The organism is Sorangium sp. So ce128 (genome assembly GCF_051525245.1).
Classification (GTDB): Bacteria; Myxococcota_A; Polyangia; order Polyangiales; family Polyangiaceae; genus Sorangium; species Sorangium cellulosum_B.
The window spans coordinates 8,403,490-8,429,957 of record NZ_CP150313.1 but is presented as its reverse complement, the minus strand read 5'-3'; the positions used below and the strand labels follow the sequence as shown (position 1 = coordinate 8,429,957).

Below are 26,468 nucleotides of genomic sequence, written 5' to 3'. Positions count from 1 at the left end.
GCCGCAGCGCCCGGAGCCTGACCGCGCCGCGGTTCCTCGCTACCATGGCGCCATGCACTGCCCGCACTGCGGGAGACCCGTACCCGAGGGCTCGATCGCGTGCCCGCACTGCGGCGCCGCGCTCGCGCCGCCGGGCGGAGCGGCCGGCTACTACGGCATGAAGCCCGCGGCCCGCACCATGGTCGGCGTCACGCTCCCCGACCTGCTCCGACAGACGCCGTCCGCCCCCGCCGATCCGGGCGGCGCGCGCCCCGGCCAGGCCGCGCTGCCGCCCATGGCCGGCGGGCCGGCCGCCGCCTCGCGCACGATCGTCGGCATGCCCGCCGCGATCTTCGGGGCGGCGCCGGCGCAAGCGCAGGCCGATCCGCGCCTGGCCGGTGGCACGCTCGTCGTCGGGACCCCGGCTTCCGTGGCCCCGGGAGCGCGCCTCGACGCGCCCGCGGCCCCGGCCGCGCCGCTCCACGCGGCCCCGGCCGCGCCGCTCCACGCGGCCCCGGGTGAGCTGCGCCTCGACCACACCGTGCCGATCGCCCCGGGCCTCGCGGCGCCGCGCGCTCCGGTGCCGCTGCCCGCCGTGTCGCGGACGCTGGTCGGCGTCGCCCGGCCAGGCATCGCGCCGCTCGCGCCCGGCGCCCCGGCCGACCCCGAGCCTGATCCCGAGCTCGACGCGCGCTACCAGCCGGCCGGAGAGCTCGGCGCCACGATCGCGCCGGCGCGCTTCCGCGCCCCTCCGCTGCAGAACCCGGCGCTCATGCGCCCTCATCGCCTCAAGCAGCGGCTCCCGCCGCCGAAGGGCGAGAGGCGCCCGCGCACGTCGCGTCGGGCCGTCGCCGTCGTCGTCGCGGGCGGCGTGCTCGCGCTCGGCGCGGTCCTGTTCGCGCTCCTCTGGCCGAGCGCGCCCCCGGTGACCGCGCGCGCCCGCGCCGACGCCGGGGGCCGCGAGGTCATCGAGCTCCGGTGCGACAGCTGTCCTGACGGCACCGCGGTCTCCATCGGCGAGGGGCGCGCGACCACCGCCGGCCGCGTCGCGCAGATCCCGCTCGCGAGCCCGCTCTCCGTCGGCGAAAACCGGATGAAGGTCGCCATCGACCGCCCCGGCAGCGGGCGCGACGAGACGGTCGGCGTCTCCATCCACGTCGCCTACCGGCTCCGGCCCGACCTCGGCACGCTGCAAGGGGAGCGGCCCTCGATCCAGGTCGTTGTCGAGGCGAGCAAGGGCACGCAGGTGATCCTCGACGGCAAGGAGGTCGCGCTCACGAGCGGCCGGGCCATCGAGTCGATCGACGTCACCGACGCGGTCGCGGGGCCCTCGGACGAGACGAAGACGCTGAGCCGGCAGGTGCCGTACACCGTCACGCCGCCCGACGGCCCGCGCGAGCAGGGCATGGTGAGCGTCGCGGTCGGCATCGTCCCGCTCACCATCGAGTCGCCCGGCCCGAGCGTGGTCATCGACAAGGAGAGCTTCGTCCTCGCCGGGCGCACGGCCCGCGGCGCGCAGATCTTCGCCGGCGCGCACCCGATCGCGGTTCGCCCCGACGGCACCTTCGCGCACGTGATGAACGTCTCGTCCGTGGGCGCGACCCAGTTCGAGGTGCGCGCGAAGATGCAGGGGATGGCGCCGCGCATCGCGAAGCTCGCGGTGCGCCGCGTCGACCGGCTCGACGCCGCCGCGAAGGAGTTCGCCGGCCGCGGCCCGATCGGGTACGCCGAGCTCGCCGCCGGCGGGAAGGACCACATCGGCAAGCCGATCGCGCTGACCGGCGAGGCCCTCGAGGTGCGCCGGCAGGGATACGCGACGCTGATCCTGCTCTCGATCCCGCCCGCGTCCGGCTGCAAGGAGGGCGGCGCGGCCGCCGCGAGCGCGAGCCCGGGCGCCGCGCCGCGCTCTCCGGAGGCGTGCAAGGTCCGCCTCGTCCATGGCGCCGACAACCCCGCCCAGCGCGGGGACATCCTCACCGCCTACGGCAGCGTCGCGCCGCCGTTCGTCGCGCCGGGCGGCGCCGAGATCCCCGAGGTGCAGGTCGAGTTCACCGTGAAGGGCGGCCGATGAGCGCCGCGCGCACCACGGCGCCCAGCCCGAGAAGGCCGCGTCGCGCCCGGACGGCGGGCCTCGCCGCGGCCGCGCTCCTGCTCTCCGCCGCGGCGCCGCTCGCCTTCGCCGACGCGGTCGACACGAGCCGGCCGCACACGATCGTGGTCGGCGCGCCCCGCGGCTTCGCCCCGAGCGAGCGGCTCGACGCGCGCCGCACGGGCCGCTCCGCCGCGCGGCTGCCCTTCCCGGCGCGCGAGGCGTGGCGAAAGCAGCTCCGCGGCGGGATCGACGCTGCGCCGCTCGCGGACGCCGCGGGCGATCTCCTCCTCACGCTGACGGTCCCCGAGGTCGTCAAGCTCGGCGCGGACGGCCGGGAGCGCTGGCGCGTGCGCATCGGCGACAGCGCGCCGCTCGCGCCCGCCGTGCTCACGAGCGACGGCACCCTCGCGCTGATCACCTCGTCCGGCGTCGCCGTCGGGCTCACGCCCGCGGGGAGCGTGCGCTTCGCCGTCCCCCTCGGCCTCCGGGGGCGCGACGCCGACGTGACGCCCCTCGCGCTCGACGACGGCGGGCTCGTGGCGGCCCTGGGGCGCTCCCTCGTCGAGCTCGCCGCGGACGGGACCGTGCGCGCCCGCGCCGAGATCGCGGATCGCGCGACGGGCGCCTTGCTCGCGGGCCCTGAAGGCACGCTCGTGACCACCGAGTCGGGCGCGGTGCTGACCTGGCGTCCGCCCGGCGCGCCGAGGCGGCTCGGCTCTCTCGGCGGTGTGCCTCGCCGCGGCGCGGCCCTCGCCGACGCCCGCACGCTGCTCGCGGTCGTCGACGCCCGCCGCCTGGTCGCGCTGGATCTGCCGACAGGGACCGCCGGGGTCCGCGCCGGCGCGGCCTTCAGCGCGCTCGACGGGCCGCCCGCCATCGGCGCCGGGGGCGTGGCCGTGGTCCTGTCGACGACCGGGCTGCTCCTCGGGGTCAACGCGTCGGGCGACCTGGCGTTCCGGGTCGCGATCGACAGGCCTCCGGGGTCCCCACCCGCCGACGGCGGGCTCTCCGGCTTCTTCGGCCCGGTGGACGCGAAGCCGAGCCCGCCGGTGGTGATCGATCGCACCGGCCGCGTCGGCTTCGTGCGCGCGGGCGGACGCGCCGGCGTCGTCGAGGCGGACGGCAATGTCTCCATCGCGGCCGAGCGCGTCTGCTCCGCGCCGGTCGCCGTCATCCCTGCCGGCGAGGAGCGGATGGCGATCGCCTGCCGTGACGGCACCGTGGTGATGCTGGCGCGCTAGCGCCAGCCGTCGCTCGTGCCCAGAGCTGCGTGTCGATGGCCGAGCTGGCCGGCAGCGCCAGCCGACCAGCTCGGTCGATGGATCCTGCGTCCTAGCTTGCGGTGTCCGGGATCCACTGCTTCCAGGTGCCCTCGTCCTCCCAGTACAGCTCGGACTCGGCCGCCCTCGTCTTGTACCGCGCGATCGTGATCTGCTCGTCGAGCGCCGCCGCGCCGGTCTCGTCGTACAGGGGGGCGGCGAGCGCGTCTTCGGGGATCATGTGCATGCTCACGACGAACTCGTCGGCATTCGCCTCGACGATACAGAACCCGTTGCTCGTGGCGTTGCTGAAGGCGAGGTACGGATTGGCCTTCTGCATGCTGTCGTCGATGTCGATGTCCTCCGCCTCCAGGACGCCTTTCAGCGTCGGATGGCTCGCCAGCTGCTTCGTCAGCACCGAGCGGTACGTGGCCGACGAGATCGCGGCGCCGCCGAATTCCACGATCTTGGCCGTGGCGCCCTCCACGGCGGCCGTCCCTGCGAGGAAGGCGCCGAGCTCGCCGGTGATCGACACCACGTTGCCCTCGACCGCGGCGAGCATCCCGATGAGCTCGTCCCGTTCCTTGCGGAAGCCGTCCCAGCCGTCACAGCTCAGGTAGAAGTGCCGGGTGAGCGACTCCTGCTCGGGCTCCGCGGGTGGCGTTGTGTGGGCGAGGACGAGCTGTGAAAGGGGGTATTCGTTCCCCCATACCTTCCAGGTGCTCCGGGAGTCCTCCATCGTCTTCTTGAACCAGGCTCTCTGCGCGTCTCCCATGACGACGCCCCGCTCCACGTCGGCCTTGAGAGCGATCCTCGAGATGGGGTCGAAGGATTCCTTGACGACGAGGTGACGCGATCCGAATGCGCTGTAATAGTCCGTCTTTCCGAGATCGGCGTAGGCGAACCCGACGTCCATGAAGCTCATCTCGCTTGCGCTGATGAGGGGCACCTGCTCGGTCTCGGGCCTCTGCTCGTTCAGCTTCGCGACGATCTCGTTGACGACGCTGGCGCTGATGGGGCGCGGCGACTCGTTCTGAGCGAACCCGAGGAGCGGGTCAAAGCCGAGCAGGGGAGCGGCGATCTCCAGCGCGTCCTTGTATCGAGTCAACACGTCGATGTCCTCGATGTAGTGGCTTCTGTAGGGGGCCAACGCCTCGATCTCTGCCTCGTTGAACTCGTCCTCGATGTCCACCTTCAGCGCGATGACCTTCCCCGGAAAGGCGTCCTCCGGGATCAGGTGATCCGCGCGGTAGGAGCGGAGATCCGTCATCACGAGGTGGACGTGCTTCCCGAACGAGAAGTCCCGGTAGATGGTGATGTCGTCCGGGTACTCGACCGCGCTGTCGTAGCGGAACTCGTCGCCCTTCGGATCATTCGGGTATTCGGCCGGCATGTACTCGAACCAGGCCTGGTTCGCCGCCTTGCGCCGGTACTCGTCCGTCTCCGGCTCTCGGCCGTCCAGATAGGCCGCCGTCGCGCCGTGGCCATCGTCGGAGAACTCGTGATCGCCCCAGACAGCGATCATGGGAAAGAGCTCGTGGACTCGCTGCAGCGCCCGGTCGGACCGGTACGTCTTGTAGAGCTCCCGGTAATTGCTCAGCGACTTGGCCGCGTGGTAGGCCGCGCCCTCCGCCGGCTGGAAGGCGATGGCGCCGTCCACGTCGGAGAAGGAGATGCCGCGCTGCCCCGGGGGGGCCTGGAGGCTCGGGTTCCCGGTCGTCTCGTAAATGTAGCCCCCGAGGTGGACGACGAAGTCGAGCTCCTCTTTCGCCAGGGCCACATAAGCGTTGTAGTAGCGACCGATGTAGTCCTGGCCGGACACGAAGGCGAAGCGCACCGGCACGTCCGCGCCGTCCGCGGGCGCCGTCCGCGTGCGCCCGACGCGCGAGCGGACGCAGCCTTCTCCAGTGATGTAGTAGAAGCGGTAATAGTACGTGGTGCCGGGGCTCAGGCCGTTCACCTTGATCTTGACGCAGTGATCGAACTCCGCCCGGGCGGTCACGCGGAGCTGCGTGCTGCCCGACCCCACCGTGGCCACGTTGTCGGAGCTCGGGTTGAGCACCACGAGCTGCGTGAACCCCTCGTCGAGCGCGACCACGAGCGCCAGGTTGAGATCCGACTGCGGCTGCTTGCTATCGATGAGCCGGGTCCACAGCACGACGCTATCGTGCCGCGGATCGCCGGAGGCCACCGACTGCGGGAAGAACCCGTCATCCTCGTGCGCGTCGCATGCGCCGACGGCGTCACCATCATCGGAGCAGGCAGTCGGCACGACCACCGAACCAGCGGTCACCAGGGTGGCGCGAAGAAAGTCTCGGCGTCTCATCATCGATTCAAGTCCTCCAACGACGGATACACCCCGAGCGCTGCGCGCGCAACGGCGGCGCCGGTGCCCCCGTCGCGCGCGCAGCGCCGCCGCCGCGCGCGGCGCTCCTCGCGTTCGCTCGAGCGGCGCGGGTCGCAGCATGGCGCCTCCTCGCGAGGAGCGCGAGCGCCACTTGACGTGCCGAGTCAGGCGGCATCTCGTGTGCGCCCTACCCGCTGAAAGCACACCATGTTCCAGACGAACCTCTCCTCCGAAGCGCTGCGCGGCGCGCTCTCGCGCCTCCGCAGCGGGCGTTCTGTCTTCGACCACACGGGCGCGCGCCAGCCGGTCCATACCGTCTACGGCGGCGCCCACCTGTTCAAGGCCGACACGGCCCGGAAGCTCGGGGCGGTGGCCCTCCGCGCCGTCGAGGAGCACGCGCCCGACTTCGCCGTCTTCGCGCGGGCGATCGGCCTGCCGGGGGCCGAGGGGCTCCCGGAGGGACGCGCCGACGCCCTCGCGCTCGCGGCCGCGATCGAGGCGGGCGGGGGCGCGGCCGAGGGCGCCTCCGGGGCTGCGCGGCTCGCGCACGCGGTGCACGCGCGCGTGCTCGACAAGCTCCGCCGCGAGCCCGTGGAGGACCTGCGCATCGATTTCGAGGACGGTTACGGCGTGCGCCCCGGAAACGAGGAGGACGCGCACGCCGCCGCCGCCGCGCGCGAGGTCGCCCTCGGCATGGCCGCGCGCAGCCTGCCTCCGTTCCTCGGGATCAGGCTCAAGCCGCTCGGCGACGGGTGCGCCGAGCGGAGCCTGAGGACGCTCGACGTCTTCTTCTCTGCGCTCATCGCCGCGTCGGGCGGCGCGCTCCCGCACGCCTTCGCGGTGACGCTGCCGAAGGTGGTCGCGCCCGAGCAGGTCGCCGCCCTGGCCGACGCCCTCGACGCGCTCGAGGGCGCGCTGCGGCTGCCGGCCGGCTCGATCCGGATCGAGCTGATGGTCGAGACGCCGGCGTCGATCATCGGCCCGCGCGGGGAGATCGCGCTGCCCGGGCTGGTCGAGGCGGCCCGCGGGCGGTGCGTGGCGGCGCACTTCGGGGCCTATGACTACACCGCGAGCTGCGAGATCACGGCCGCCCATCAGCACCTCGCCCACCCGGCGTGCGACTTCGCGCGGCACGTGATGCAGGTCGCGCTGGCCGGCTCGGGGCTCTGGCTCTCCGACGGCGCGAGCAACCTCCTGCCTGTCGGCCCGCACCGCGCGCGCCCCGGCGGCGCGCCGCTCACGCCGCAGCAGGGCGAGGAGAACCGTCGCGCCGTCGTGGGCGCGTGGCGGCTGAAGTACGGTCAGGTTCGCCGCGCGCTCGAGAGCGGCTACTACCAGGGCTGGGACCTCCACCCCGCGGAGCTGCCGGTCCGCTACGCCGCCACGTACGCGTTCTTCCTGGAGGGCGTCGATGCGGCCGCCGCGCGGCTGCGGAGCTTCGTCGAGCGGGCCGCGCAGGCGACCGTCGCCGGGACGGTGTTCGACGACGCCGCGACGGGGCAGGGCCTCCTGGGCTTCTTCCTGCGCGCGATCGGCGCGGGGGCGATGACGGAGGGCGAGGCGGCGGAGAGGACCGGACTCACGCCGGACGAGCTCAGGGGCCGATCCTTTCAGGCCATCGTGGCGCGCCGGAGCGCGTGATAGGAGAGCACCGGAATGGCCCGGTTCGCGGAGGGCCCGAGCGGCGAGGAGGACCGATGAGCGCGATCACGACGCATGTGCTGGACACGTCACGGGGCTGCCCGGCGAGCGGCGTGCTCGTGGTGCTGGAGGTCGGCGACGACGGCGCCTACAGGGAGGTCGGACGGGGCACGACCGACGGCGACGGCCGGCAGAAGGGGCTGCTGCCGCCCGGCGAACGGCCCCTCCAGGGCCGCTACCGTCTCACCTTCCACACAGGCGCCTATTACGCGGCGCTCGGATGCGAGAGCTTCTATCCCACGGTGTCGATCCTCTTCGAGATCCGGGACCCGGCGCAGCACCATCACGTCCCGCTGCTGCTCAGCCCTCACGGCTACACCACGTACCGAGGCAGCTGAGCGCGCATCCGCGCGAGAGCGCCGTCCTGCGCGGCGAGCGCGACGCGCGCGCCTGCCGTCCGTGGTGCGCCCGGAGGCGCCGCGAGGTCGACGGTCGGGCGGGGTGAAGGAGGTGTCCCACATGATACGATGGCGGGTGCCCGTCGGTGGGCGACTGTGAGGGTGAACGGTGGGCGCTCTACGGATTCGTTCGGGTGAAGCTCGGGATCGCCGGCGCGGTGCTGGCTGGCTGGCCGTCGCGATGGCCACGCTCGGGCCGGGCTGCGAGCAGAAGGTGCGGAGCTTCGTCGATGGCGACGGCGGCGCTGGCGCCGCTGGCGGCGGAGCAGGTGGTGGGTCGGGCACGGCGGTCGGTGGCGGCGGGGCTGGCAGCGGCGGGGCTGGCAGCAGCGCGACGGGGGGCGGTGCGACCGGCGGCGGTGGCGCGACGGGTGGCGGTGAGGCCGGCGGCGCAGCGGCCGGGGGCGGCGAGGCCGGCGGCGGTGACGCAGGCGGGGGCGGGGGGACCCCTGTCGAGTGCTCTCCCGACGAGGCGCGGTGCGCCGGCGATCTCATCGAGGTGTGCGGCAGCGACGGGCGGTGGGGTCGTGCCGGTTGCGCTGGGTGGTGCGGCGCGGGCCGGTGCATCCTGCCGCCGAGCTGCCGCCTGGGCGAGACCGGGGCGGGCGAGACCTGCGGGCCGGATCGGAACCAGCCCTGCTGCGCGAGCCCGCGCGTTCCGGGTGGCCGGTACGACCGGAGCAACGACGCGGCGTATCCGGCGGAGGTGAGCGACCTGCGCCTGGATCGCCACGAGGTCACCGTCGGACGGTTCCGCAAGTTCGTCGAGGCGTATCCCGCGAGCCGACCCGCGGCCGGCGCTGGAGCTCACCCGGCGATCCAGCGGAGCGGCTGGGACGCTGCGTGGGACTCCCGTCTGCCCGCGAGCCAGGCGGCGTTGAGGGATGACCTGAAGTGCAACCCGGGATTGCACTCGTGGACTGACGACGCGGGCGGGAACGAGCTCAAGCCGATCAGCTGCGTGAGCTGGTTCGTCGCGTTCGCCTTCTGCGCCTGGGACGGCGGGCGGCTCCCGACAGAGGCGGAGTGGGACTACGCGTCGGCTGGCGGGAGCGAGCAGCGGGCGTATCCGTGGGGCAACGCGTTTCCGAACTCGACCTACGCCGTGTTCGACATGACGGGCAGCGCCGTCGTCGGATCGAAATCGCCGAGGGGTGATGGTCGGTGGGGGCAGGCCGACCTCGCGGGGAACGTGTGGGAGTGGACCCTGGACTTCGAGGGGACGTACCCCCAGCCGTGCCGTGATTGCGCGAACGTCGAGCGCGGCTCCGCGCGGGTGATCCGCGGCGGCAGCTGGTGGCAGCCTAGACCGGAGGACCTCTCCGCTCGCTTGCGGACCGGCTGGGACCCGACCGATGTGACGGACGCGCTCGGCGTGCGCTGCGCCAGGAGGCTGTAGCGCACGCCGCCCTTCGTGGGGCCGGCGCGCGCCGGGGAACGGGCGAACGGGCGCCGTTCAGGGAGAGATGAGGTAGATGACCGAGAAGGCCACGAGGAGCGTCGTGAACGCGAGCGCGATGAGCTTGGGCATGGTCCAGTCGTCGTTGTCGGTCTTCGAGATCTCTGTGCTCATCGTGTGCCTCCGCCGTGCTCTCCGCGCGCCTCGCGCGCGTCCGTCTCCTGGCAGAAGGCGGACTCGTCGTCAACCCTGAGCCCCCGCCCGCGACGGACCGGGCGTGCTCATGCGGATGCCTCCACCGCTGCTCTGGCCGCGCCCGCGGCCTGTCCGCCCGTGTGGAGCACGGGCCGCCTTGCCACCTCGCGCAGGCGACGCCGATTCCCCGCGTCGTGTGCCGATCCGGGTCCGCTGTCGCCTCTGTCTCTCTCCAGCGCGCCTCGGCGATCGGGGCGAATCGCCGTGTCCGTCGCGGCCTCCTCGCCGCCCCCGCGATCGAGCGACGTGCGGGGCGGCTCGCGGCGCGTGGGCGGCGTCGTCTTTGCTCTTCGTGGCGCCCTCGAATCGCACATCCCCGTGATGTGCAGGAGGGAGACATGCAATACCTCACGATGCTCGCGCTGGGCGCCGGCCTCCTCGCGACGGCGCTGGCGCGCGCGGCGTTGCCTGAGCGCCCGGTCGGCTCGCTCACGGCGGCGCTCACGGGGCAAGACGAAGTGCCCGGCCCCGGCGACCCGAAGGGGAGCGGCACGGCCCGCGTCACGCTCGATCTCGACCGCGGCGAGGTCTGCTTCGACCTCGCGGTGGCCGGCATCGCGCCGGCGACCGCGGCGCGCATCCACGAGGGCTCCGCCGGCCGCGCGGGCCGCGGGATCATCACGCTGATGCCGCCGACAGGCGGCAGCTCCAGCGGCTGCGTGAGCGCGGCCCGCGACGATCTGAGCGCGTTGCTCGGTGATCCGGAGAGGTATTACGTCGCCGTGCGCACCGCCGATTTCCCCGACGGCGCGCTGCGAGGCCAGCTCTCGCGCTGAGCGCCCCACGCTCGGACACCCGATCGCCCGGACACCCGACGCGCCGGCGCTCCCCTCGCCCGACGCGCTCCCTCCTCGAGGGCCGCGCCCCGGGGCTCTATCCGCCCCACAGGAGCTTCTTCAGCCGGATCGCCGTGATCTTCCGCTGCTCGTCCGCGGCGATGGGCAGCTCCTGCTCCGGCGTGTGCTCGATCCGCGCGCGCAGCGCCTCCAGCATCTCGTCCGCGCTCTTCCCTGTGGCGCAGACGATGTAGATGAACCCGAACTTCTCGTCATAGACGCGGTTCAAGCGCGCGAGCGCCTCTCGCGTATCCACCGCCGCGGCGCTCATCCCCGCCTGTTCCTGGCTGGAGAAGCGCCTCGCCGTCGCGCTCGCCTCCGCGGCCTCCGCCTGCGGCCTGGTCTCTCCGATGCGGGGGTGCGCGCGGAACGCCTCGAGCCAGTCCTCCGGCGCGAGCCGCGCAAAGGCCTGCGCCGCCGCCGCGGAGAGGTGCTCCTCGTCGCGGAACGGCCGCGCCGCCGCCATCTGCGACGCCCACGCCGACGAGCCGCACGCCACGCGGAGCTCCGCCTCGGCCTCCGGCTCCGTGAGCGCGTTGAGCCAGCGGAGCCGCTGCTCGGCCGCCCCGCTCCGGGTCGCCTTGCCGAAGATCCGGAGCCGGCTCACGCCGCCGTCAGGATAGATGTTCAGGCGCACGTGCGTGAACGGCCCCGTCGCGCGGAGCTCCTCCTCGAAGAGATGACGCGTGTGCGCCTGGAGCTTCGTCCGCGGCACGATCTCCCGCCACTCGCCCGCGCCGGCGAGCTCCGCCGCGGAGCGCCCCGCCGCGTCGATCCCCTCGATCATGCAGCTGTCGGGGTAATTGCCCTTGAAGTGGTTCGTGTCGACCTCGATCCGCGCGATCTCGCCCTCAGCCGCGAGCGCCACGAGCGCCCAGTCGTACCCGGGCCCCCTCCGGCGCCGCGTCTCCCAGCCGTCTCCCATGTTCGCCGCCCGGCCGGGCATGATGAGGTTGTGGCGCACCCCGAAGAACATGTCGCTGCACGAGAGCACGCGCCCGCCGTTCTCCGCGGCCGCGAGGTCGATCTCCGCGCCCGGGCGGCCCAGCCGGCGAACGTCGGGGAGGGCGTCGCCGTGCACCCGGAGCCGCGCCACGCCGCCATCCGGGTAGATGTTCAGGCGGAGGTGCGTGAACCGCGAAGAGCTGCTCAGCTCGAACGCGTTCTGCGAGTCGCCGGCCAGCGGCGAGCGCGGCAGGATCTCGACCCAGTGCGTCCGTGGGTCGAGCAAGTCCTCGACCCGCGCGTCGGGCCGCGCCGCGCACGCCTCGATGGAGCAGTGCTCGGGGTAATTGCCCCGGAAGAACGCCGTATCGACGATGACCCCGCGGAGGATCCCTGGCAGCCCCAGCCGGACGAGGCACCAGTCGAACCCGGGAGTCCGGCGCCTGCGCGTCTCCCAGCCATCCATCCACTTCCCGCGATCGGTGTACTCGTGCTCAAGGAACACCGCTTTCCCTGCCTTGAGCAGGTTCTCCTTCGGCGCGAAGAACTCGTCGTTCGCCGCGAGCACCGCGCCGCCCAGGCGCTCCGAGGCCAGATCGAGCGCCTCCGCGAACGCCGGCCCCGTCACCCCTCTCGCTTCAGCCATCGCCCTCTCGCCTCCGCGGGGAAGCTCCCGCGCTCATGGACCTTCTCGCCGCGAAGGTAGGTGGCCTCCACGACGCCGTGGAGCTCCTCTCCGGCGTACGGCGTCACCTTGTGCCGGTGCTGGAGGGTCGGCGGCTCGACCCGGAAGCTGGCGTCGGGATCCCAGAGCACCAGATCGGCGTCGAACCCGCGCGCGATCTCCCCCTTGCGGCGCAATCCGGCGAGCCTCGCGGGCCCGCGGCACAGCCAGTCCGCGAGCCGCTCGAGCGGGATGCCCCGGCGGCGGGCGTCGGTCCAGACGATCGACAGGCCGAGCTGCAGGCTCGAGATCCCGCCCCAGGCGGCGTCGAAGTCGCCGGCTTCGAGCCGCTTGAGCTCGGGGGTGCACGGGGAGTGATCGGAGACGACGAAATCGATGAGGCCTCCCGCGAGCGCGGCCCAGAGCTCCTCGCGGTTCTGCCGCTCCCGGATCGGCGGAGCGCATTTGAAGGGCGTCGCGCCGTCCGGGATCTCCTCGGCGGCGAAGTGCAGGTAGTGCGGCGTCGTCTCGGCCGACAGCGCGGCGCCGCCGTCGCGCGCCCGCCGCAGGATGTCGAGCGCCGTGGCCGACGAGAGGTGGACCACGTGCGCCGCCGCGCCCGTCGCCTGGCAGAGCGACGCGAGCAGGGCGATGGCCTGGTCCTCCGCCTCTCGCGGGCGCGAGCGCAGGTAGGCGGCGTACGTGCGCGGATCCAGGCCGGCGATCGCCGCGCGCGCCGCGTCGATGGGGCCGGGGAGCTCGGCGTGCACGAGCAGCGGCGCCCCCGTGCCCGCGAGCACCTCGAGCGCCGCCCTGAGGTCCGCCTCGGCGACGTGGCCGAACTCCGCCACGCCCGAGTCGACCATGAAGCACTTGAAGCCGAGCGCGCCGGCCTCGAGCAGCGGGACCAGCTCTCCCGCGTTGCCCGGGACGGCGCCGCCCCAGAAGCCCACGTCGACGAGGCACCGGCCCTCCGCCGCGCGCGCCTTCTTCTCGAGGTGCGCGACCGTGGTCGTCGGCGGGATGCTGTTGAGGGGCATGTCGACGAGCGACGTGACGCCGCCCGCGGCCGCGGCGCGCGTCGCCGTCTCGAAGCCCTCCCATTCGGTCCGCCCGGGCTCGTTGATGTGCACGTGCGCATCGACCAGCCCGGGCATCACCACCGCGCCCTGAGCGTCCACGACGGGGCAGCCCTCCGGCAGCTCGTCGTAGCCGGCGACGGAGACGATGGTGCCGCCCTGGATGTGCACCGAGGCCGGCCGCACGGCGCCCCCGGTGACCACCCGCAACCCGCGAACGATGAGGTCCGGCGTCATCAGGGACGCGATCGTACCACGGCGCCCGGCGGACCGAGGCGGGCCGCTCGCCGAAGCGCGCGCCTGCCCGCGCGCACGTCGAGGCGCGCGTGGGCCTGTGCGCGCGTCACGCCATCTTCATGCGATCGATGAGCTCGGCGAGCTCGGCGCGCATGGCGTCCTCGGAGGGAGCGCGGTACCGGCGGAGGTGGCCTGGCAGGACCCACGTGAACCGGTGCTGGAGGAGGCGCTCCATCGAGCGGATCTGCTCCGCCCAGGAATACCAGCAGATGTCGCGCGACGCGTCGAGTCGCCCGAGCTCGCCGGAGAAGAAGAGATGGTCCCCGGTGAAGAGGTACCGGTCCCGGAAGAGGAGCGCGACGCTGCCCCGCGTGTGGCCCGGGACGGGGATCAACGTGAGATCGGGCGCGAGGGCCACGGGGTCGAGCCCCTTGATCTTCACCTCGGCGAGCGCTGTTCCGTCGTCGATGTCGTCCTCGTGGATCACGCGATCGCACCCGAAGTTGTCGCGGAAGATCCGGTGATCGGCGACGTCGTCGCGGTGGGTGAGCACCAGGGTCCGGACGCCGCCGAGCTCGCGGATGCGCTTCATGAGCGGCCTGGCGGCGCGGGGCGAGTCGACGAGCACGTTGCCCTCCGGTCGCAGGATGAGGTAGCTCGCCGCGCCAAACGAGGACGACGAGGTATAGCCGCAATAATAGACATCCTCGTCGATCGGCTCGGGGAAGGAGAAGGTCGCGGCGGCCATCCCCGCCGCCGGTGCGGAGGTGCCGATGGAGGCGGTCGGACACGACACCAGCGCCATGGCCGCGCGGAGGTGCTCGTCCGGCGTCGCGGGCTGGCGAGCGACGACGCTCTGCTCGACGGCGGGCGCGCGCGCGAACACCGAGGGGGCGAGCTGGCGGCATACGTCGCAGTCGATGCACGACCGGTCGACGAAGTAATCGCCGGGGGCGTTCTCTGGCAGGCGGTCCTCGAGGCGAGCCATCTCGTTATCTCAGGATGACACGCGGGCGGCGGGCGTGGGGGCAGATCCGTCGCAGCCACGTCCACGGCGAACGGCCATCACTCCAGGCTTGGCGCGAGCTCTCGTTGCGTGATGGCTGCATGAGGGCGAGCGTGGATATCCCGGGAAACCGGGTGAGTTGAGACAGGGAGTCTCGGGACACCGGCGCCCTGCTGTCCAGCTCTGTGCGCTCGGTCCACCGCGGGCCTGCCGGGCGGCCGGCGAGGCCCTGGTCCCGCCGCGTGGCCGCCGCCTCGCGCTCAGCGCGCCCCGGCGCCGCCTTGCGCGCGGCTTGAGCTCTCGCCGCGCTGCTCCTACGCTGCGCGGCGTGAGCGCCGCCGGCCGAGCTGCGCCGCACCCGAGCGGCGCGCCAGGGAGCACCCCCGTTCCCTGGGAGCCGCTCTTCCACGAGAAGAGCCGGCTCTACTGGCCCATCCGCCCCCTCGCCGCGGCGTTCGCGGGGTGCGCCGGCTGGCCGCCGGTAGAGGACTACAACCGGGCGCTCGGCGAGGGGTTCCCCGTGCGCTTTGCGGAGCAAAAGCCGCGGCCTCGTCGGCGCGGGCGGCGCGGGCCCGTCGACCCCTCGGCGCTCTACGACGCGCGCATCCACGTCGAGGGCTGCGTGCCCACGCGCCCGAGCAACTGGCACGACTTCCTCAACATGCTGGTGTGGGGCGCCTTCCCGCGCGCCAAGGCGGAGCTCCATGCGCGCCAGCACCGGGCGATCGCCGCGCGCCTCCACCCCGGCGCCGAGGCGCTCCCTCCGGCGCGCACGCGCGAGCTGGACGGGCTCGCGCTCCTCGACGAGGGCGGGCTCCTGCTGCTCCACAACAACGCGCGCGAGGCGCCCCTCCTCGGCGATGCCTCCGATCTGGAGCGCTGCGCCGGCGAGGTGCGGGACGCCGTGCAGCGGGGCGAGGCCGCGGCGCTCGTCTTCGGCCACGCGCTGTACGAGAGCCTCCTCCAGCGCGGACCGATGGTCTACGCGATGGTGCAGTCCATCCCGTGCGACGGACCGCTGCCCGCCGCGCCTGCCGCGCTCGTGGCGCTGGCCGACGCGCGCCTCGGCGACGTGCTGCGGTCACCCGACAGCTTCGCGCGCCCGGAGCGCAGCCCGCGCCTCCCCCTGGACGAGCGCGTCCTGTGCAGGTGATGGTAAGTGACGGCCGCGGCCGGGGGACGACGGCGCCCTGAGCGTGCGAGGGGCTTGCCGCGGCGCGCAGCCCGACCGGAAGATGGCCGCCGCCATGACAGCGATCCGACTCTACGATCTCCAGGTGCGGGACGACCGCCGGCCGAGCCCCTTTTGCTGGCGGATCAAGTACGCGCTGGCCCACAAGGGCCTTTCGTTCGACACCGTGCCGGTCGGGCTCACGGACATCCCAGCGATCGAGGGCGGCGCGCACAAGACCGTGCCGATCATCGACGATGGCGGAAAGACCGTCTCCGACTCCTGGGCGATCGCGGACCACCTCGACAAGGCGTATCCCGACCGACCGCGTCTCTTCGCCTCGCCGGCCGAGCGCGAGCTCTGCCGCTTCGTCGAGGCCAGCCTGTTCGTGAGCGCCGGCAGGTCGCTTCTGATGAGTTATGTGAAGGACATCCACGACCACGCCCACGAGCGAGATCGCGCCTACTTCCGGCAGACCCGGGAGAAGCTGCTCGGCTCCACGCTGGAGGAGCTGGCCAGCGGGCGCGCGGAGCGGCTCGACGCGGCGCGCGCCGGCTTCGATTCGGTCCGGTTCACGCTCAAGGGGGGCGCGCCGTTCCTCGCGGGGGCGAACCCTGGCTATGCGGACTACATCGTCGCGGGCTTCCTGCTCTGGGTGGGGTCGATCGCCACCGCCCCCTTCCTCAAAGCCGACGATCCCCTCCTCGTGTGGCTCGGCCGCGTCCAGGACCTCTACGGCGGCCTCGGCCGGACGAGCCCGCTGAACGCGATCGCCGCCTGAGGGCGCCCCGCTCTCAGACGCGCCGTCGCGCCGCGAGCGCATAGACGAGCGGCAGTCGGCGCTCGAACTTCTTCATGCGGAACTGCCCTGGCGGTCCTTCCACCATGTCCGGAAAGATGTCGTAGGGGGACCAGTCGAGCTCGCGCAGGCGCTCCAGCGTGAGGCCCGCGTCGAGGAGCGCCGACACCACCGTCCCGATCCCGTGGTTGAAGCCGACCTCTTTCAGCGTCACGGGCGCGCTCCTGTCGGCGTACGTGCCTGTCTCCTCGGTGACGATCGGCTCCCCGTGCCCATCGTAGGCATAGGCGATCTGCTCGAATGCATTGTCGAAGATCCACACGAGGGGGTGGAACTCGACGACGTGCAGGACGCCCCCGGGCTTCAGGCACGCCGCGGCCGCGCGCGCCCAGCGCGTCATGTCCGGGAGCCACCCGAGGACGCCGTACGAGGTGAAGACGATATCGAACGTCTCGCCGCCGAGGGCCTCGGGGGCGTCGTAGACGTTGGCCTCGACGAAGCGCGCGTCCACCGAGAGCTCCTGCGCCAGCGCGCGCGCCGCCGTGATGGCCTCGTCGGAGAGGTCCAGCCCGGTGACGCGGGCGCCAAGCCGCGCCCAGGAGAGCGTGTCCTGCCCGAAATGGCACTGCAGGTGGAGGAGCGTCTTTCCGCGCACATCGCCGACCTGCTCGAGCTCGATCGGCTTGAGAGAGCTCGCGCCGGCCCGGAACGAGGCCAGATCGTAGAATTTGGACGCCAGGTGCACGCGGGTGCGCGCGTTCCAGGCGGCGCGGTTCAGCGCAAACCAGTCGGCTTCGGACATGGGGAACTTGTTATCACAACGTTCGTCGCGCGGTCTGCGTCGGATCGCTGCCGCGCTCGGACGCCGTCCCTGCGCCGCAATGTGCGCTCCTGGGCACATCACCGCTTCCGTCCGCCGTCACGCCGCCACGACGGCGCTCTCCCCCTCGACAGCCGCCTTCGGGTCATACCCCAGGTTCGGCGACAGCCACCGTTCCACCTCCTCGACCGTCATCCCCTTGCGCTTCGCGTAGTCCGCGACCTGATCCCTGCCGAGGCGCCCCACCATGAAATACCGCGCCTTCGGGTGCGCCAGGTAGATGCCGCTGACGCTCGCCGCCGGCGTCATCGCGCAGCTCTCCGTCAGCTCGATGCCGACCGACGGCGCGTCGAGCAGCGCGAACAGCTTGCGCTTCTCGGTGTGATCCGGGCACGCCGGGTACCCGAACGCCGGCCGGATCCCCCGGTACTTCTCCTCGATGAGCTCCTCGCTCGTCAGCGCCTCTCCCGCGCCGTACCCCCAGTCCTTGCGCGCGCGCTCGTGGAGCAGCTCGGCGAACGCCTCCGCGAGCCGGTCCGCCAGCGCCTTCGCGATGATCGCGCTGTAATCGTCCTTGTCCTTCTCGTACGCGCGCACGATCTCGTCGAGCCCGAGCCCCGCCGTCACCGCGAACGCGCCGACGTGATCGGCGAGCCCGCGCTCCCGCGGCGCCACGAAGTCGGCCAGCGACAGGTGCGGCCTCACCCCGCCCGCGGCCTTGTCGCCGCCGTCTCCGTCCTCCTCGGCGCCGCCCTGCCCCTTCACCTGCTGCTGGCGCAGCATGTTGAACCGGACGAGCTCCCGCTCCCTCTCCTCGTCCGCGTAGAGCACGATGTCCCGCTGCTCGCCGCTCGCCGGCCAGAAGCCGTAGACGCCCCGCGCCTCGAGCAGGCGACCCTCGATGATCCGCTGCAGCACCTTCTGCGCGTGATCGAACAGCTCGCGCGCCGCCTCGCCGTACTGCGGGTGCTCCAGGATCTGCGGGAACGGCCCCCTGAGCTCCCACGCGGTGAAGAAGAACGTCCAGTCGATGTACCTCGCGACCTCCGAGAGCGGCACCTCCACCACGCGGCGCCCCGTGAACGACGGCCTCGCGATGTCCTCGGGCCGCCACGCGATCTCGAGCCGCCCCCCGTCCGCCGCGGCGAGCGTCACGAGCGGCTTCGCCCGCTTCCTCGCGAAGAGCTCGCGCAGCCGGCGCTGCTCCTCCCGGTTCTGCGCGTCGAAGGCTGGCCGGTTCGCCCGATCGAGCAGGCTCGACACCACGCCCACGGCCCGCGACGCGTCGAGCACGTGCACCACCGTCCCGCTGAACTCCGGCGCGATCTTCACCGCCGTGTGCTGCCGGCTCGTCGTCGCCCCGCCGATGAGCAGCGGCAGCCGGATTCCGCGCCGCTCCATCTCGCGCGCCACGCTGACCATCTCGTCGAGCGACGGCGTGATGAGGCCGCTCAGCCCGATCATGTCGGCCTCCTCGCGCAGCGCCGCCTCCAGGATCCTGTCCTGGTGCACCATCACGCCGAGGTCGATCACCTCGTAGTTGTTGCACCCGAGCACCACGCCCACGATGTTCTTGCCGATGTCGTGCACGTCGCCCTTCACGGTCGCCATCACGACCTTCCCCTGCGACGACGAGCCCCCGGCGGCCTTGTCGGCCTCCATGAACGGCAGCAGGTGCGCGACGGCGCGCTTCATCACGCGGGCGCTCTTCACCACCTGCGGCAGGAACATCTTCCCGGCGCCGAACAGCTCGCCGACGACCTTCATCCCGTCCATCAGCGGCCCCTCGATGATGGAGAGCGGCCTCTCGTACTTCCTCCGCGCCTCCTCCACGTCCGCCTCGATGAAGTCGACGAGCCCCCTCACGAGCGCGTGCGAGAGCCGCTCCTCGACCGGGCCGTCGCGCCAGGCGAGGTCGAGCTCCTTCTTCTTGCCCTTGCCCTTCACCTGCTCGGCGAGCTCGACGAGCCGCTCGGTCGCGTCCGGGCGCCGGTTGAAGAGGACGTCCTCCACCCGCTCGAGCAGATCCCTCGGGATGTCCTCGTAGACCGCGAGCTGCCCCGCGTTCACGATGCCCATGTCCATTCCGGCCCGGATCGCGTGGAACAGGAAGGCCGAGTGCATCGCCTCGCGGACGACGTTGTTCCCGCGGAACGAGAACGACAGGTTCGACACGCCGCCGCTCACGCGCGCCCCCGGGCAGGTCGCCTTGATGATCCGCGTCGCCTCGATGAAGCTCTTCGCGAAGTCGCTGTGCTCCTCGATGCCGGTCGCGATCGCGAGGATGTTCGGGTCGAAGACGATGTCCTGCGGATCGAAGCCCGCCTCCTCGGTGAGCAGCCTGTACGCGCGCTGGCAGATCGCGACCTTGCGCTCCACCGTCTCGGCCTGGCCGATCTCGTCGAAGGCCATCACCACGACCCCCGCCCCGTAGCGCCGCACGGCGCGCGCCTTCTCGAGGAAGTCCTCGGGCCCCTCCTTGAGGCTTATCGAGTTGACGATCCCCTTGCCCTGGATGCACTTGAGCCCCGCCTCGATGACCGACCACCTCGAGCTGTCGACCATGATCGGGATGCGGGCGATCTCGGGCTCGGTGGCGACGAGGTTCAGGAAGGTCGTCATCGCCTGCTCGGAGTCGAGCATGCCCTCGTCCATGTTCACGTCGAGGAGGTTCGCCCCGCCGCGCACCTGATCGAGCGCCACCTCCAGCGCGGTCGTGAAGTCGCCCTTCTTGATGAGCTCCATGAACCGGGCCGAGCCGGTCACGTTGGTCCGCTCGCCGATCATCAGGAAGTTCGTGTCGGGTCGGATGACGAGCGTCTCCAGGCCGGCGAAGCGCCCGAAGCCGTCGCGCTCCGCGGGCACGGGCCGCGGCCGGAGCTCCGCCGTCGCCCGCGCGATCGCGCGGATGTGATCCGGCGTCGTCCCGCAGCAGCCGCCGACGATGTTCACGAGCCCGCTCTCCGCGAACTCCGCGAGCAGCCGCGACGTCGTCTCCGGGAGCTCGTCGTACTCGCCGAACGCGTTGGGGAGGCCCGCGTTCGGGTAGCAGCTCACCCGCGCCCGGGCGAGCTTCGCGAGATCCACGAGGTAGGGCCGCATGTCGCTCGCGCCGAGGGCGCAGTTGAGGCCGACGCTGAGCGGGCTCGCGTGCTCCACGCTCGTCCAGAAGGCGTCGATCGTCTGGCCGGAGAGCGTCCTGCCGCTCCTGTCGGTGATCGTCACGCTGAGCAGGATCGGCAGGCGCCGCCCCTTCTCCGCGAAGACCTCCTCCATCGCGACGAGGCACGCCTTCATGTTCAGCGTGTCGAGGAACGTCTCCGCGAGGATCACGTCGACCCCCCCGTCGACGAGCCCGCGCACCTGCTCCGCGAACGCGCGCCGCAGCTCGTCGAAGCCGACGGCGCGGAACGACGGGTCGTTCACGCTCGGCGAGATCGACAGCGTCTTCGGCGTCGGCCCCATCGCGCCCGCGACGAAGCGCGGCTTGCCGGGCGTGCGCGCCGTCCACGCGTCGGCCGCCTTCCGGGCGATCTGGGCCGCGGTCAGGTTGATCTCGTAGGCGAGCGACTCGAGCCGGTAGTCGGCCTGGGCGATCGAGGTGCCCGTGAAGGTGTTCGTCTCGATGATGTCGGCGCCGGCGTCGAGGTACGCGCCGTGGATCTCGGCGATGACGTCCGGCCGCGTCAGCACGAGGAGATCGCTGTTGCCCTTGAGATCGATCGCGTGGTCGCGGAAGCGCTCGCCGCGGTAGTCGGCCTCGTCCAGGCGGTAGCGCTGGATCATCGTACCCATCGCGCCGTCGAGGCACAGGATCCGGTGTTCGAGGATCTCCTCGAGGCGCGCGGGGCGTTCGCTTCCGTTCATGGCTCTGCTCATCTCCTGGGCTTCTTTCCCGTGGGCGCTGCGGCCGCAGGGCAGCCGTTCTGCCGCGAGGGCTGGGCGGCCCGGGGCCCGTCGTCGCCCGGCTTGCGGTCCAGGGGACGGTCGAGGCCGGTCTCACGCGGCGGACATGGACCGAGGCATTTGATATCTCAATCCGGATTAACGGATTGAAAACTGCCGGGCCTGCCTGCCGGTGTCAAGCGTCGGCTGCGAGCGGGCGATGGCGGCGGTCCCTGCCGCGGGCTCATCTGTGCACGCTGCTGTGCACGCTGCGCGATGCTGCTGGATGGCCGACCGGGTGGTCGCGTCTGGGCGCACTGGCAGCAGGGCGCGCGCCGGGCGAGCGGCGAGCTGGTGGTCATCCATGGACGAACGGGCGGCCAGGGCGCCGCCTGACGCCGCTCCGGCTGAGGCACTGGCGGACATCGCTGAAGGTGCGTATCTTTGGCGAGCCCTGAGCACCCCACCCCAGGGCACGGCCGGCCGGGCTCACCGCACGGTTCGCCTTGCTGCGGGGCGAACGCCCCCCGAGACAGGACCTGCCGTCCCCCGCCGACAAAGCACGCAGAGGAGATTCCAGGATGATCACGATCACAGAGAAGGCAGCCGAGAAGGTGATGGAGATCGCGACAGCGGAGGAGCTGATGGGGCAGGGGTTGCGCCTGCGCGTCGTGGGCGGTGGGTGCGCCGGCTTCTCGTACGACCTGTACTTCGAGGACAAGCCGACGGAGTTCGACGAGGAGTTCGAGGACAGGGGAATCAAGCTCTACATCGACCCGCTGAGCTTCCAGTACCTGGACGGCACGGAGATTGACTACGTGGAAGGCCTCCACGGCTCGGGCTTCAAGTTCAGCAACCCGTCGGTGAAGAGCACCTGCGGCTGCGGCTCCTCGTTCTCCGTCTGATTCCGTTCGTTTCCGTCAGATTCCCCTCTGATCGGGCGCCCGCTCTCTTCGCGGGCGTCGCTTCCGTCCTGGCTCGCGCCGCTCGTCCCTCGAGCGGCCTACGCGAGATGCACACGGGCCGCGTGAGCGCGTCTGCCCGGAGCATCGCGGCCTTCCTGGCTCTCTAGCGCCTTCGGTTTGGCTCGTCCCTCGCTCGGGCGCGCCTGAGGCGCGTGCGCCAGCGCTTCGCAGCCATGGTGTACAAGCTGCCCGCCCGGGGCGGCATGCCAGCTGCATCGCAGCCTGGGTGGGCTGCTCTCTTCGGAATCTCGAACCAACCACGTCGGCGGCAAGTGCCGGCGAAGCGATCAACGCGATCGAGGTCCGGCCCCGGCCGACCTCGACAGCAGGAGACGGGGTCCGGCGTCGGCCGGCCTCACCAACCGAACCGGGGTCTTCGGACCTCGAAGGAAACCCTGTGCAAACGTCCCGAGATCAGGCCAGCGCGGTTTCGCGCTACATCACGCATGTTCGGCAGATCCCGGAGCTGTCGCGCGAGGAAGAAGTCGAGCTCGCTCGACGGTGGCGGGACCACGGCGACGAGCAGGCCGCAGCGGCGCTCGCGCTCGCAAACCTGAGGCATGTTGTCTCGATAGCGATCAGCTACCGGCGTTACGGGATCCCGCTCGCCGACCTCATCGCCGAGGGGAACTTCGGGATCGTCCACGCGATCCGCAAGTACGACCCGGACCGCGGAAACCGCTTCGTGACCTACGCGGCCTACTGGATCCGGGCGTACATTCTGAACCACGTCATCCACTCCTGGAGCCTGGTCGGCGTGGGCTCGGGCCCGCTCCGCTCGAAGATGTTCTTCCGGTTGCGGCGGGAACGGGCGCGCATCGCGGGCCTCGTGGGCGAGGGGGAGGAGGGGGATCGGCTGCTGGCCGAGAAGTTCGGCGCGCCCGCGGAGAAGGTGCTGGAGATGGCTCACCGGCTGGAGGCCCGGGACGTCTCGCTCGACACGAAGGTGTTCGAGGACGGCGCCCGGTCGCTGGTCGACACGCTGCCCGCGGATGATCAGGACCAGGAGGAGCGCTTCTCGCGCGCGGAGGAGGGGGCCCTGCTCCGGGAGCGGCTGACGCAGGCGGTGGAGAACCTGGACCCGCGCGAGCGGTACATCGTCGAGACCCGGATGATGGCGGATCCCGAGGAGGAGCTGTCGCTCGCCGAGATCGGGCGTCGCCTGGGCGTGTCGCGCGAGCGGGCTCGGCAGCTCGAGGCGCGCGCCAAGAAGAAGCTGCGCGACCGGCTCCAGCCGCTGGCGGCGTAGCGACTTGCCACAGGTGAGCGGCGGGCGAGCACAAAAGCACGAAGCCCCGCCGGGGCGGAGCTTCGTGGTCGCAGGAGACGTAAGCCGAGTTCTGTTGCGCGGGGAGTCGCCCCCCTCGCGCCGGCGATCATTCCTCTAGGACGCGCGTCGCCGCGCGCCTCAAGCAGCCAACCCGGAGGCCTGGGGCGGGCAACCCTTGCCGCGGCGGCTGTCGCCGTCGCGGACGCCTCCCTACGCGGCCTTGCTCCAGGTGGGGTTTGCCGTGCCACCCTTGTTGCCAAGGGCGCGGTGGGCTCTTACCCCGCCGTTTCACCCTTGCCGCGCGGCGAGCCAGCGGAGGCTCGGAGCCCAGCCCATCCGGGCAGGAGGCTCGTTGCCCTCGCGAAGCGCGCGGCGCGGCGGTCTGTTCTCTGTTGCACTTTCCTCGAGATCGCTCTCACCGGGCGTTACCCGGCACCCTGCCCTGCGGAGCTCGGACTTTCCTCCCGCGGCCGGGTTTCCCCGTCCGCCGGCGATCGCCTGTCCCGCTGCGACGCGGCGAACATAGTCAAGAGCCGGCCGAACGCCAACACTGAGGTCGGAGAACGGGCGCGACTGCATGCCGTGGAGTGTCTTGTCCTTTCAAAGCCAAGCTCCGGCGGTGGCGCTGTTGCTCCCCTGCTCGTGGTCAGCATTCGGGGACAGGCCCGCTCCTTGGTCAGGCTCAGGTGCGGCGGAGCTTCTGCGCCATCTGGGCGCCCAGCTCGGCCGAGCGGTTGGACGCCGCCTCCACCGCGTCGATCAAGGTGCGGCGGAGGCCGCCTGCCTCGAGCGTGTGGAGCCCCGCGATGGCCGTGCCGCCGGGGCTCGTCACCATGTCCTTCAGGCGGCCGGGGTGCTCGCCGGTCTCGAGCTGGAGCTTGGCGGCGCCGTACACCGTCTGCGCCGCGAGCAGCAGCGCCGTGTCCCGGCCGAGGCCGACCTTCACGCCGCCGTCCGCGAGCGCCTCGATCATCACCATGACGTAGGCGGGGCCGCTGCCCGACAGGCCGGTCACCGCGTCGAGCAGCGACTCGTCGAGCACGACGACGCGGCCGACCGCCTGGAACAGGGTCCGCGCGATCTCGACGTCCTCGCTCGTGGCGTGGCTCCCGGCGGCGATCGCCGTGGCGCCGGCGAGCGCGATCGCCGCGGTGTTCGGCATGCTGCGGATGACGCGCGCTCCCTCGGGCAGGCGCGCCTCGATGGCGTCGATCGGCACGCCGGCCGCAACCGAGATCACGACGTCCGAGCGGCCGAGCCCCGACGAGATGGGAGCGAGGATGCGATCGACGATCTGCGGCTTGACGGCGATGACGAGGACGTCGGCCCACCGGCAGAGCGCCTCGTTGTCCTCGGTGGTCTCGATGCCGTAGCGCCCGTGGAGAAAGGAGAGCCGCTCGCTCTTGAGATCGCTCGCGCGGATCTGCTCCGCGCCCACGGCGCCCCCCTGGACGAGGCCGCGGATGAGCGCCTCGGCCATGTTTCCGCCGCCAAGAAACCCGATCTTGCGCCCTCGCAGCAGACCCTCATCGCTCGCCATCGCTCGCCTCGCTTCCAGGAGCGCGCACCCTAGCAGCCTTGCCGAGCGCGCGGCTCAAATCTCGACGGACACCGCCGCGCGGCTGCGTGCCGCGCGTGCCGCCATGGACGTGCAGACAGGCGCGGGGCCCGCTCGCCCGGACCGAGGCGATCACTCTTGTCAGCCGAGCCTGCGGCGTTATTGGTGCGGCGGAATGAACGCAGTCGGTCCCATGTTCGTCGATGGCAGGACGGGACCCTTCGACTGCCCGACGGAGATTTCATGATTCAAGCGGTTTCCTATCGCCCTCGCGCTTCGGCCCTCGCGCTGCTCACGGCGGCGGCGCTGGCCATCGGCGGTTGCGGTCAACAGGCCCACGCCACGCCTCCTTCCACCCAGGCCGCCGCCTCGCCGCAGGCCGCGGCGCCGCCGGTCGCGACCGTGACGCTCCCGCCGGCGACGGCGCCGGTGCCGGCCACCTTCGATGTCGCCGCCCTGTCAGATCGGGTCAAGCCGATGGTCGTCAACATCACGACGACGCATGAGGTCCAGGGGCCCGAAGGGCTCGACCCCTTCCAGTTCTTCTTCGGTCCGCAAGGCGGCGGACGGCTCAACCCGCGGGGCCAGCAGCCGACGCAGACGGCGCTCGGGACCGGCTTCATCATCGACCCGAGCGGCTACGTCGTGACGAACGAGCACGTCATCCACGACGCGTCCGGCGTCCGCGTGCGGCTCGCCGACGAGCGGGAGTTCGAGGCCGAGGTCGTCGGCCGCGATCCCAAGCTCGATCTCGCGCTCCTCCGCCTGAAGGGCGCGAGCGGCCTGCCTGTGGCGCCGCTCGGGGCGAGCGAGCAGCTGCGGGTCGGCGAGCACGTGCTCGCGGTCGGCAACCCCTTCGGGCTCGGCCACACGGTCACGCTCGGCATCGTCAGCGCGAAGGCGCGCGCGATCGGCGCGGGGCCGTACGACGACTTCATCCAGACCGACGCGTCGATCAACCCGGGCAACAGCGGCGGCCCGCTGTTCAACTGGCGGGGCGAGGTCGTGGGCATCAACACCGCGATCCGGGCGGGCGCGAACGGGATCGGCTTCGCGATCCCGATCGACGCGCTGAAGGACGTGCTCCCGCAGCTCCGCGAGAAGGGCTTCGTCGAGCGCGGCAAGCTCGGCCTCCTGTTCCAGCCCGTCACGCGCGATCTCGCCGCGGCGCTCCAGCTCGACGGGCCTCGGGGCGCGCTCGTCGCCGAGGTCGAGCCGGGCGGCGCGGCCGCGCGCGCCGGCATCAAGCCGGGCGACGTGATCGTGAACGTGAACGGCGTCCCCATCCACCACGCCGAGGAGCTGCGGCGCAACGTGGCGCGCAACGCGCCCGGCTCGGAGATCGCGGTGACGCTGGTGCGCGCCCAGAAGCAGCAACAGGTCGTGGCCAAGCTGGACGCGCTCCAGGACGAGGAGGGCGACGCGGCGGGCCGCGCGCGGCCGAGCCAGGGCGCGCGGCCCGAGCGCCAGCTGAGCGCCGAGAAGCTCGGCATCCAGGTCTCCGAGGCCCCGGGCGGCGGCGTGCGGGTCGACGGGCTCGCCTCGGGCAGCAAGGTCCAGGAGATCGAGGTGGGCGACGTGATCCTCGAGGTGAACGGCGCCCCGGTGAAGGACGTCGCGGGCCTCCGGGCGGCCATCGCCAAGCTCAAGGACGGGTCCGTCGCCCTCCTCAAGGTGCGGCGTGGGAAGCTCGTCCAGTTCGCGGCCGTGCCGATCTCCGCGCGCTGATCCTGCGCCGGGCGTGGCTTTCGCGGCTGGCGCGAGCCGCCCTGCGCCAGCCGCGCCGACCGCGCCACCCCATTC

The 26,468-nt window shown here is 72.3% G+C and carries 18 protein-coding genes and 1 other RNA gene; 11 read left to right on the top strand and 8 right to left on the bottom strand.

The genetic code is table 11. From position 1 onward, the window contains the following. The first annotated feature begins 52 nt into the window (after window positions 1-52). Both WME82_RS31970 and WME82_RS31965 read left to right on the top strand, forming a co-directional pair. Complete coding sequence (locus WME82_RS31970; protein WP_438038395.1) at window positions 53-2,050, top strand: zinc-ribbon domain-containing protein; 1,998 nt, start codon at window positions 53-55, stop codon at window positions 2,048-2,050. Next, window positions 2,047-3,312 carry a hypothetical protein gene (locus tag WME82_RS31965; protein ID WP_437740276.1) on the top strand — a complete coding sequence of 422 codons (1,266 nt, stop codon included), beginning with the start codon at window positions 2,047-2,049 and terminating at the stop codon, window positions 3,310-3,312. Before WME82_RS31970 ends, WME82_RS31965 begins: the two co-directional genes overlap by 4 nt. Before the next feature lie 91 nt (window positions 3,313-3,403). On the opposite strand, the gene WME82_RS31960 is transcribed toward WME82_RS31965, so the two are convergent. Beyond that, window positions 3,404-5,659: an alkaline phosphatase D family protein gene (locus WME82_RS31960; protein ID WP_438038394.1), complete on the bottom strand. Its 2,256-nt coding sequence runs from the start codon at window positions 5,657-5,659 to the stop codon at window positions 3,404-3,406. A 225-nt stretch (window positions 5,660-5,884) separates the two neighbouring features. On the opposite strand from WME82_RS31960, the gene WME82_RS31955 reads away from it, so the two are divergent. The 4 genes from WME82_RS31955 to WME82_RS31940 all read left to right on the top strand — a co-directional run bounded on the left by WME82_RS31955 (window position 5,885) and on the right by WME82_RS31940 (window position 10,206). Continuing rightward, window positions 5,885-7,318 (top strand): DUF6986 family protein, encoded by a 1,434-nt coding sequence (locus tag WME82_RS31955; RefSeq protein ID WP_438038393.1) that lies wholly within the window; start codon window positions 5,885-5,887, stop codon window positions 7,316-7,318. A 56-nt stretch (window positions 7,319-7,374) separates the two neighbouring features. Then, window positions 7,375-7,716 (top strand): hydroxyisourate hydrolase, encoded by a 342-nt coding sequence (uraH, locus tag WME82_RS31950; protein ID WP_437740273.1) that lies wholly within the window; start codon window positions 7,375-7,377, stop codon window positions 7,714-7,716. A 241-nt stretch (window positions 7,717-7,957) separates the two neighbouring features. Beyond that, the gene (locus WME82_RS31945) at window positions 7,958-9,175 is read left to right on the top strand and encodes a formylglycine-generating enzyme family protein (protein WP_438038392.1); all 1,218 of its coding nucleotides are present in this window, start codon (window positions 7,958-7,960) and stop codon (window positions 9,173-9,175) included. Window positions 9,176-9,768: 593 nt separating this feature from the next. Then, window positions 9,769-10,206, top strand: coding sequence for a CHRD domain-containing protein (locus WME82_RS31940; RefSeq protein ID WP_438038391.1), 438 nt, complete (start codon window positions 9,769-9,771; stop codon window positions 10,204-10,206). 97 nt (window positions 10,207-10,303) lie between these two features. Here the strand turns inward: WME82_RS31940 and WME82_RS31935 are convergent, their stop codons facing one another. The 3 genes from WME82_RS31935 to WME82_RS31925 form a co-directional block, all read right to left on the bottom strand. Beyond that, entirely contained in the window at window positions 10,304-11,857 is a 1,554-nt protein-coding gene (locus WME82_RS31935) for an allantoicase (protein ID WP_438038390.1), read from the bottom strand. Further along, window positions 11,836-13,191 carry an allantoinase AllB gene (gene allB / locus WME82_RS31930; protein ID WP_437851185.1) on the bottom strand — a complete coding sequence of 452 codons (1,356 nt, stop codon included), beginning with the start codon at window positions 13,189-13,191 and terminating at the stop codon, window positions 11,836-11,838. Before allB ends, WME82_RS31935 begins: the two co-directional genes overlap by 22 nt. A 106-nt stretch (window positions 13,192-13,297) precedes the next feature. Continuing rightward, on the bottom strand, window positions 13,298-14,179 hold the full coding sequence (locus WME82_RS31925) for an MBL fold metallo-hydrolase (RefSeq protein ID WP_438038389.1): 882 nt from the start codon (window positions 14,177-14,179) through the stop codon (window positions 13,298-13,300). Window positions 14,180-14,525: 346 nt separating this feature from the next. On the opposite strand from WME82_RS31925, the gene WME82_RS31920 reads away from it, so the two are divergent. Next, window positions 14,526-15,350 carry a DUF3025 domain-containing protein gene (locus WME82_RS31920; protein ID WP_438038388.1) on the top strand — a complete coding sequence of 275 codons (825 nt, stop codon included), beginning with the start codon at window positions 14,526-14,528 and terminating at the stop codon, window positions 15,348-15,350. Between the two features lie 94 nt (window positions 15,351-15,444). Beyond that, entirely contained in the window at window positions 15,445-16,149 is a 705-nt protein-coding gene (locus WME82_RS31915; protein ID WP_437851179.1) for a glutathione S-transferase family protein, read from the top strand. A gap of 13 nt (window positions 16,150-16,162) precedes the next feature. Here the strand turns inward: WME82_RS31915 and WME82_RS31910 are convergent, their stop codons facing one another. Together WME82_RS31910 and metH are read right to left on the bottom strand one after the other, a co-directional pair. Beyond that, window positions 16,163-16,969, bottom strand: coding sequence for a class I SAM-dependent methyltransferase (locus WME82_RS31910; protein ID WP_437851177.1), 807 nt, complete (start codon window positions 16,967-16,969; stop codon window positions 16,163-16,165). Window positions 16,970-17,086: 117 nt separating this feature from the next. Beyond that, on the bottom strand, window positions 17,087-20,854 hold the full coding sequence (metH, locus tag WME82_RS31905; RefSeq protein WP_438038387.1) for a methionine synthase: 3,768 nt from the start codon (window positions 20,852-20,854) through the stop codon (window positions 17,087-17,089). 599 nt (window positions 20,855-21,453) lie between these two features. Here metH and erpA point away from each other — a divergent pair. Together erpA and WME82_RS31895 are read left to right on the top strand one after the other, a co-directional pair. After that, a complete protein-coding gene (erpA, locus tag WME82_RS31900) occupies window positions 21,454-21,777 on the top strand; it encodes an iron-sulfur cluster insertion protein ErpA (protein WP_437740264.1) in 324 nt (107 codons plus the stop codon). A 457-nt stretch (window positions 21,778-22,234) separates the two neighbouring features. Continuing rightward, window positions 22,235-23,086: a sigma-70 family RNA polymerase sigma factor gene (locus WME82_RS31895; protein WP_012238497.1), complete on the top strand. Its 852-nt coding sequence runs from the start codon at window positions 22,235-22,237 to the stop codon at window positions 23,084-23,086. 66 nt (window positions 23,087-23,152) lie between these two features. Here WME82_RS31895 and rnpB read toward each other — a convergent pair. Next, window positions 23,153-23,617: RNase P RNA component class A (gene rnpB / locus WME82_RS31890), an RNA gene on the bottom strand. Window positions 23,618-23,789: 172 nt separating this feature from the next. Then, window positions 23,790-24,647 carry a pyrroline-5-carboxylate reductase gene (proC, locus tag WME82_RS31885; protein ID WP_438038386.1) on the bottom strand — a complete coding sequence of 286 codons (858 nt, stop codon included), beginning with the start codon at window positions 24,645-24,647 and terminating at the stop codon, window positions 23,790-23,792. Window positions 24,648-24,908: 261 nt separating this feature from the next. Between proC and WME82_RS31880 the strand changes: the two genes are divergently transcribed. Next, a complete protein-coding gene (locus WME82_RS31880) occupies window positions 24,909-26,393 on the top strand; it encodes a Do family serine endopeptidase (RefSeq protein ID WP_437740262.1) in 1,485 nt (494 codons plus the stop codon). Window positions 26,394-26,468 lie beyond the last annotated feature (75 nt).

What these genes read in the sequence shown, in the direction of transcription:
- WME82_RS31910 (WP_437851177.1), bottom strand. Translation starts at nt 16,969, where the DNA reads ATGTCCGAAGCCGACTGGTTTGCGCTGAACCGCGCCGCCTGGAACGCG.
- WME82_RS31955 (WP_438038393.1), top strand. Translation starts at nt 5,885, where the DNA reads ATGTTCCAGACGAACCTCTCCTCCGAAGCGCTGCGCGGCGCGCTCTCG.
- allB (WP_437851185.1), bottom strand. Translation starts at nt 13,191, where the DNA reads ATGACGCCGGACCTCATCGTTCGCGGGTTGCGGGTGGTCACCGGGGGC.
- WME82_RS31970 (WP_438038395.1), top strand. Translation starts at nt 53, where the DNA reads ATGCACTGCCCGCACTGCGGGAGACCCGTACCCGAGGGCTCGATCGCG.
- WME82_RS31940 (WP_438038391.1), top strand. Translation starts at nt 9,769, where the DNA reads ATGCAATACCTCACGATGCTCGCGCTGGGCGCCGGCCTCCTCGCGACG.
- WME82_RS31960 (WP_438038394.1), bottom strand. Translation starts at nt 5,659, where the DNA reads ATGATGAGACGCCGAGACTTTCTTCGCGCCACCCTGGTGACCGCTGGT.
- erpA (WP_437740264.1), top strand. Translation starts at nt 21,454, where the DNA reads ATGATCACGATCACAGAGAAGGCAGCCGAGAAGGTGATGGAGATCGCG.
- WME82_RS31935 (WP_438038390.1), bottom strand. Translation starts at nt 11,857, where the DNA reads ATGGCTGAAGCGAGAGGGGTGACGGGGCCGGCGTTCGCGGAGGCGCTC.
- uraH (WP_437740273.1), top strand. Translation starts at nt 7,375, where the DNA reads ATGAGCGCGATCACGACGCATGTGCTGGACACGTCACGGGGCTGCCCG.
- WME82_RS31915 (WP_437851179.1), top strand. Translation starts at nt 15,445, where the DNA reads ATGACAGCGATCCGACTCTACGATCTCCAGGTGCGGGACGACCGCCGG.
- metH (WP_438038387.1), bottom strand. Translation starts at nt 20,854, where the DNA reads ATGAACGGAAGCGAACGCCCCGCGCGCCTCGAGGAGATCCTCGAACAC.
- WME82_RS31945 (WP_438038392.1), top strand. Translation starts at nt 7,958, where the DNA reads ATGGCCACGCTCGGGCCGGGCTGCGAGCAGAAGGTGCGGAGCTTCGTC.
- WME82_RS31965 (WP_437740276.1), top strand. Translation starts at nt 2,047, where the DNA reads ATGAGCGCCGCGCGCACCACGGCGCCCAGCCCGAGAAGGCCGCGTCGC.
- WME82_RS31880 (WP_437740262.1), top strand. Translation starts at nt 24,909, where the DNA reads ATGATTCAAGCGGTTTCCTATCGCCCTCGCGCTTCGGCCCTCGCGCTG.
- WME82_RS31925 (WP_438038389.1), bottom strand. Translation starts at nt 14,179, where the DNA reads ATGGCTCGCCTCGAGGACCGCCTGCCAGAGAACGCCCCCGGCGATTAC.
- proC (WP_438038386.1), bottom strand. Translation starts at nt 24,647, where the DNA reads ATGGCGAGCGATGAGGGTCTGCTGCGAGGGCGCAAGATCGGGTTTCTT.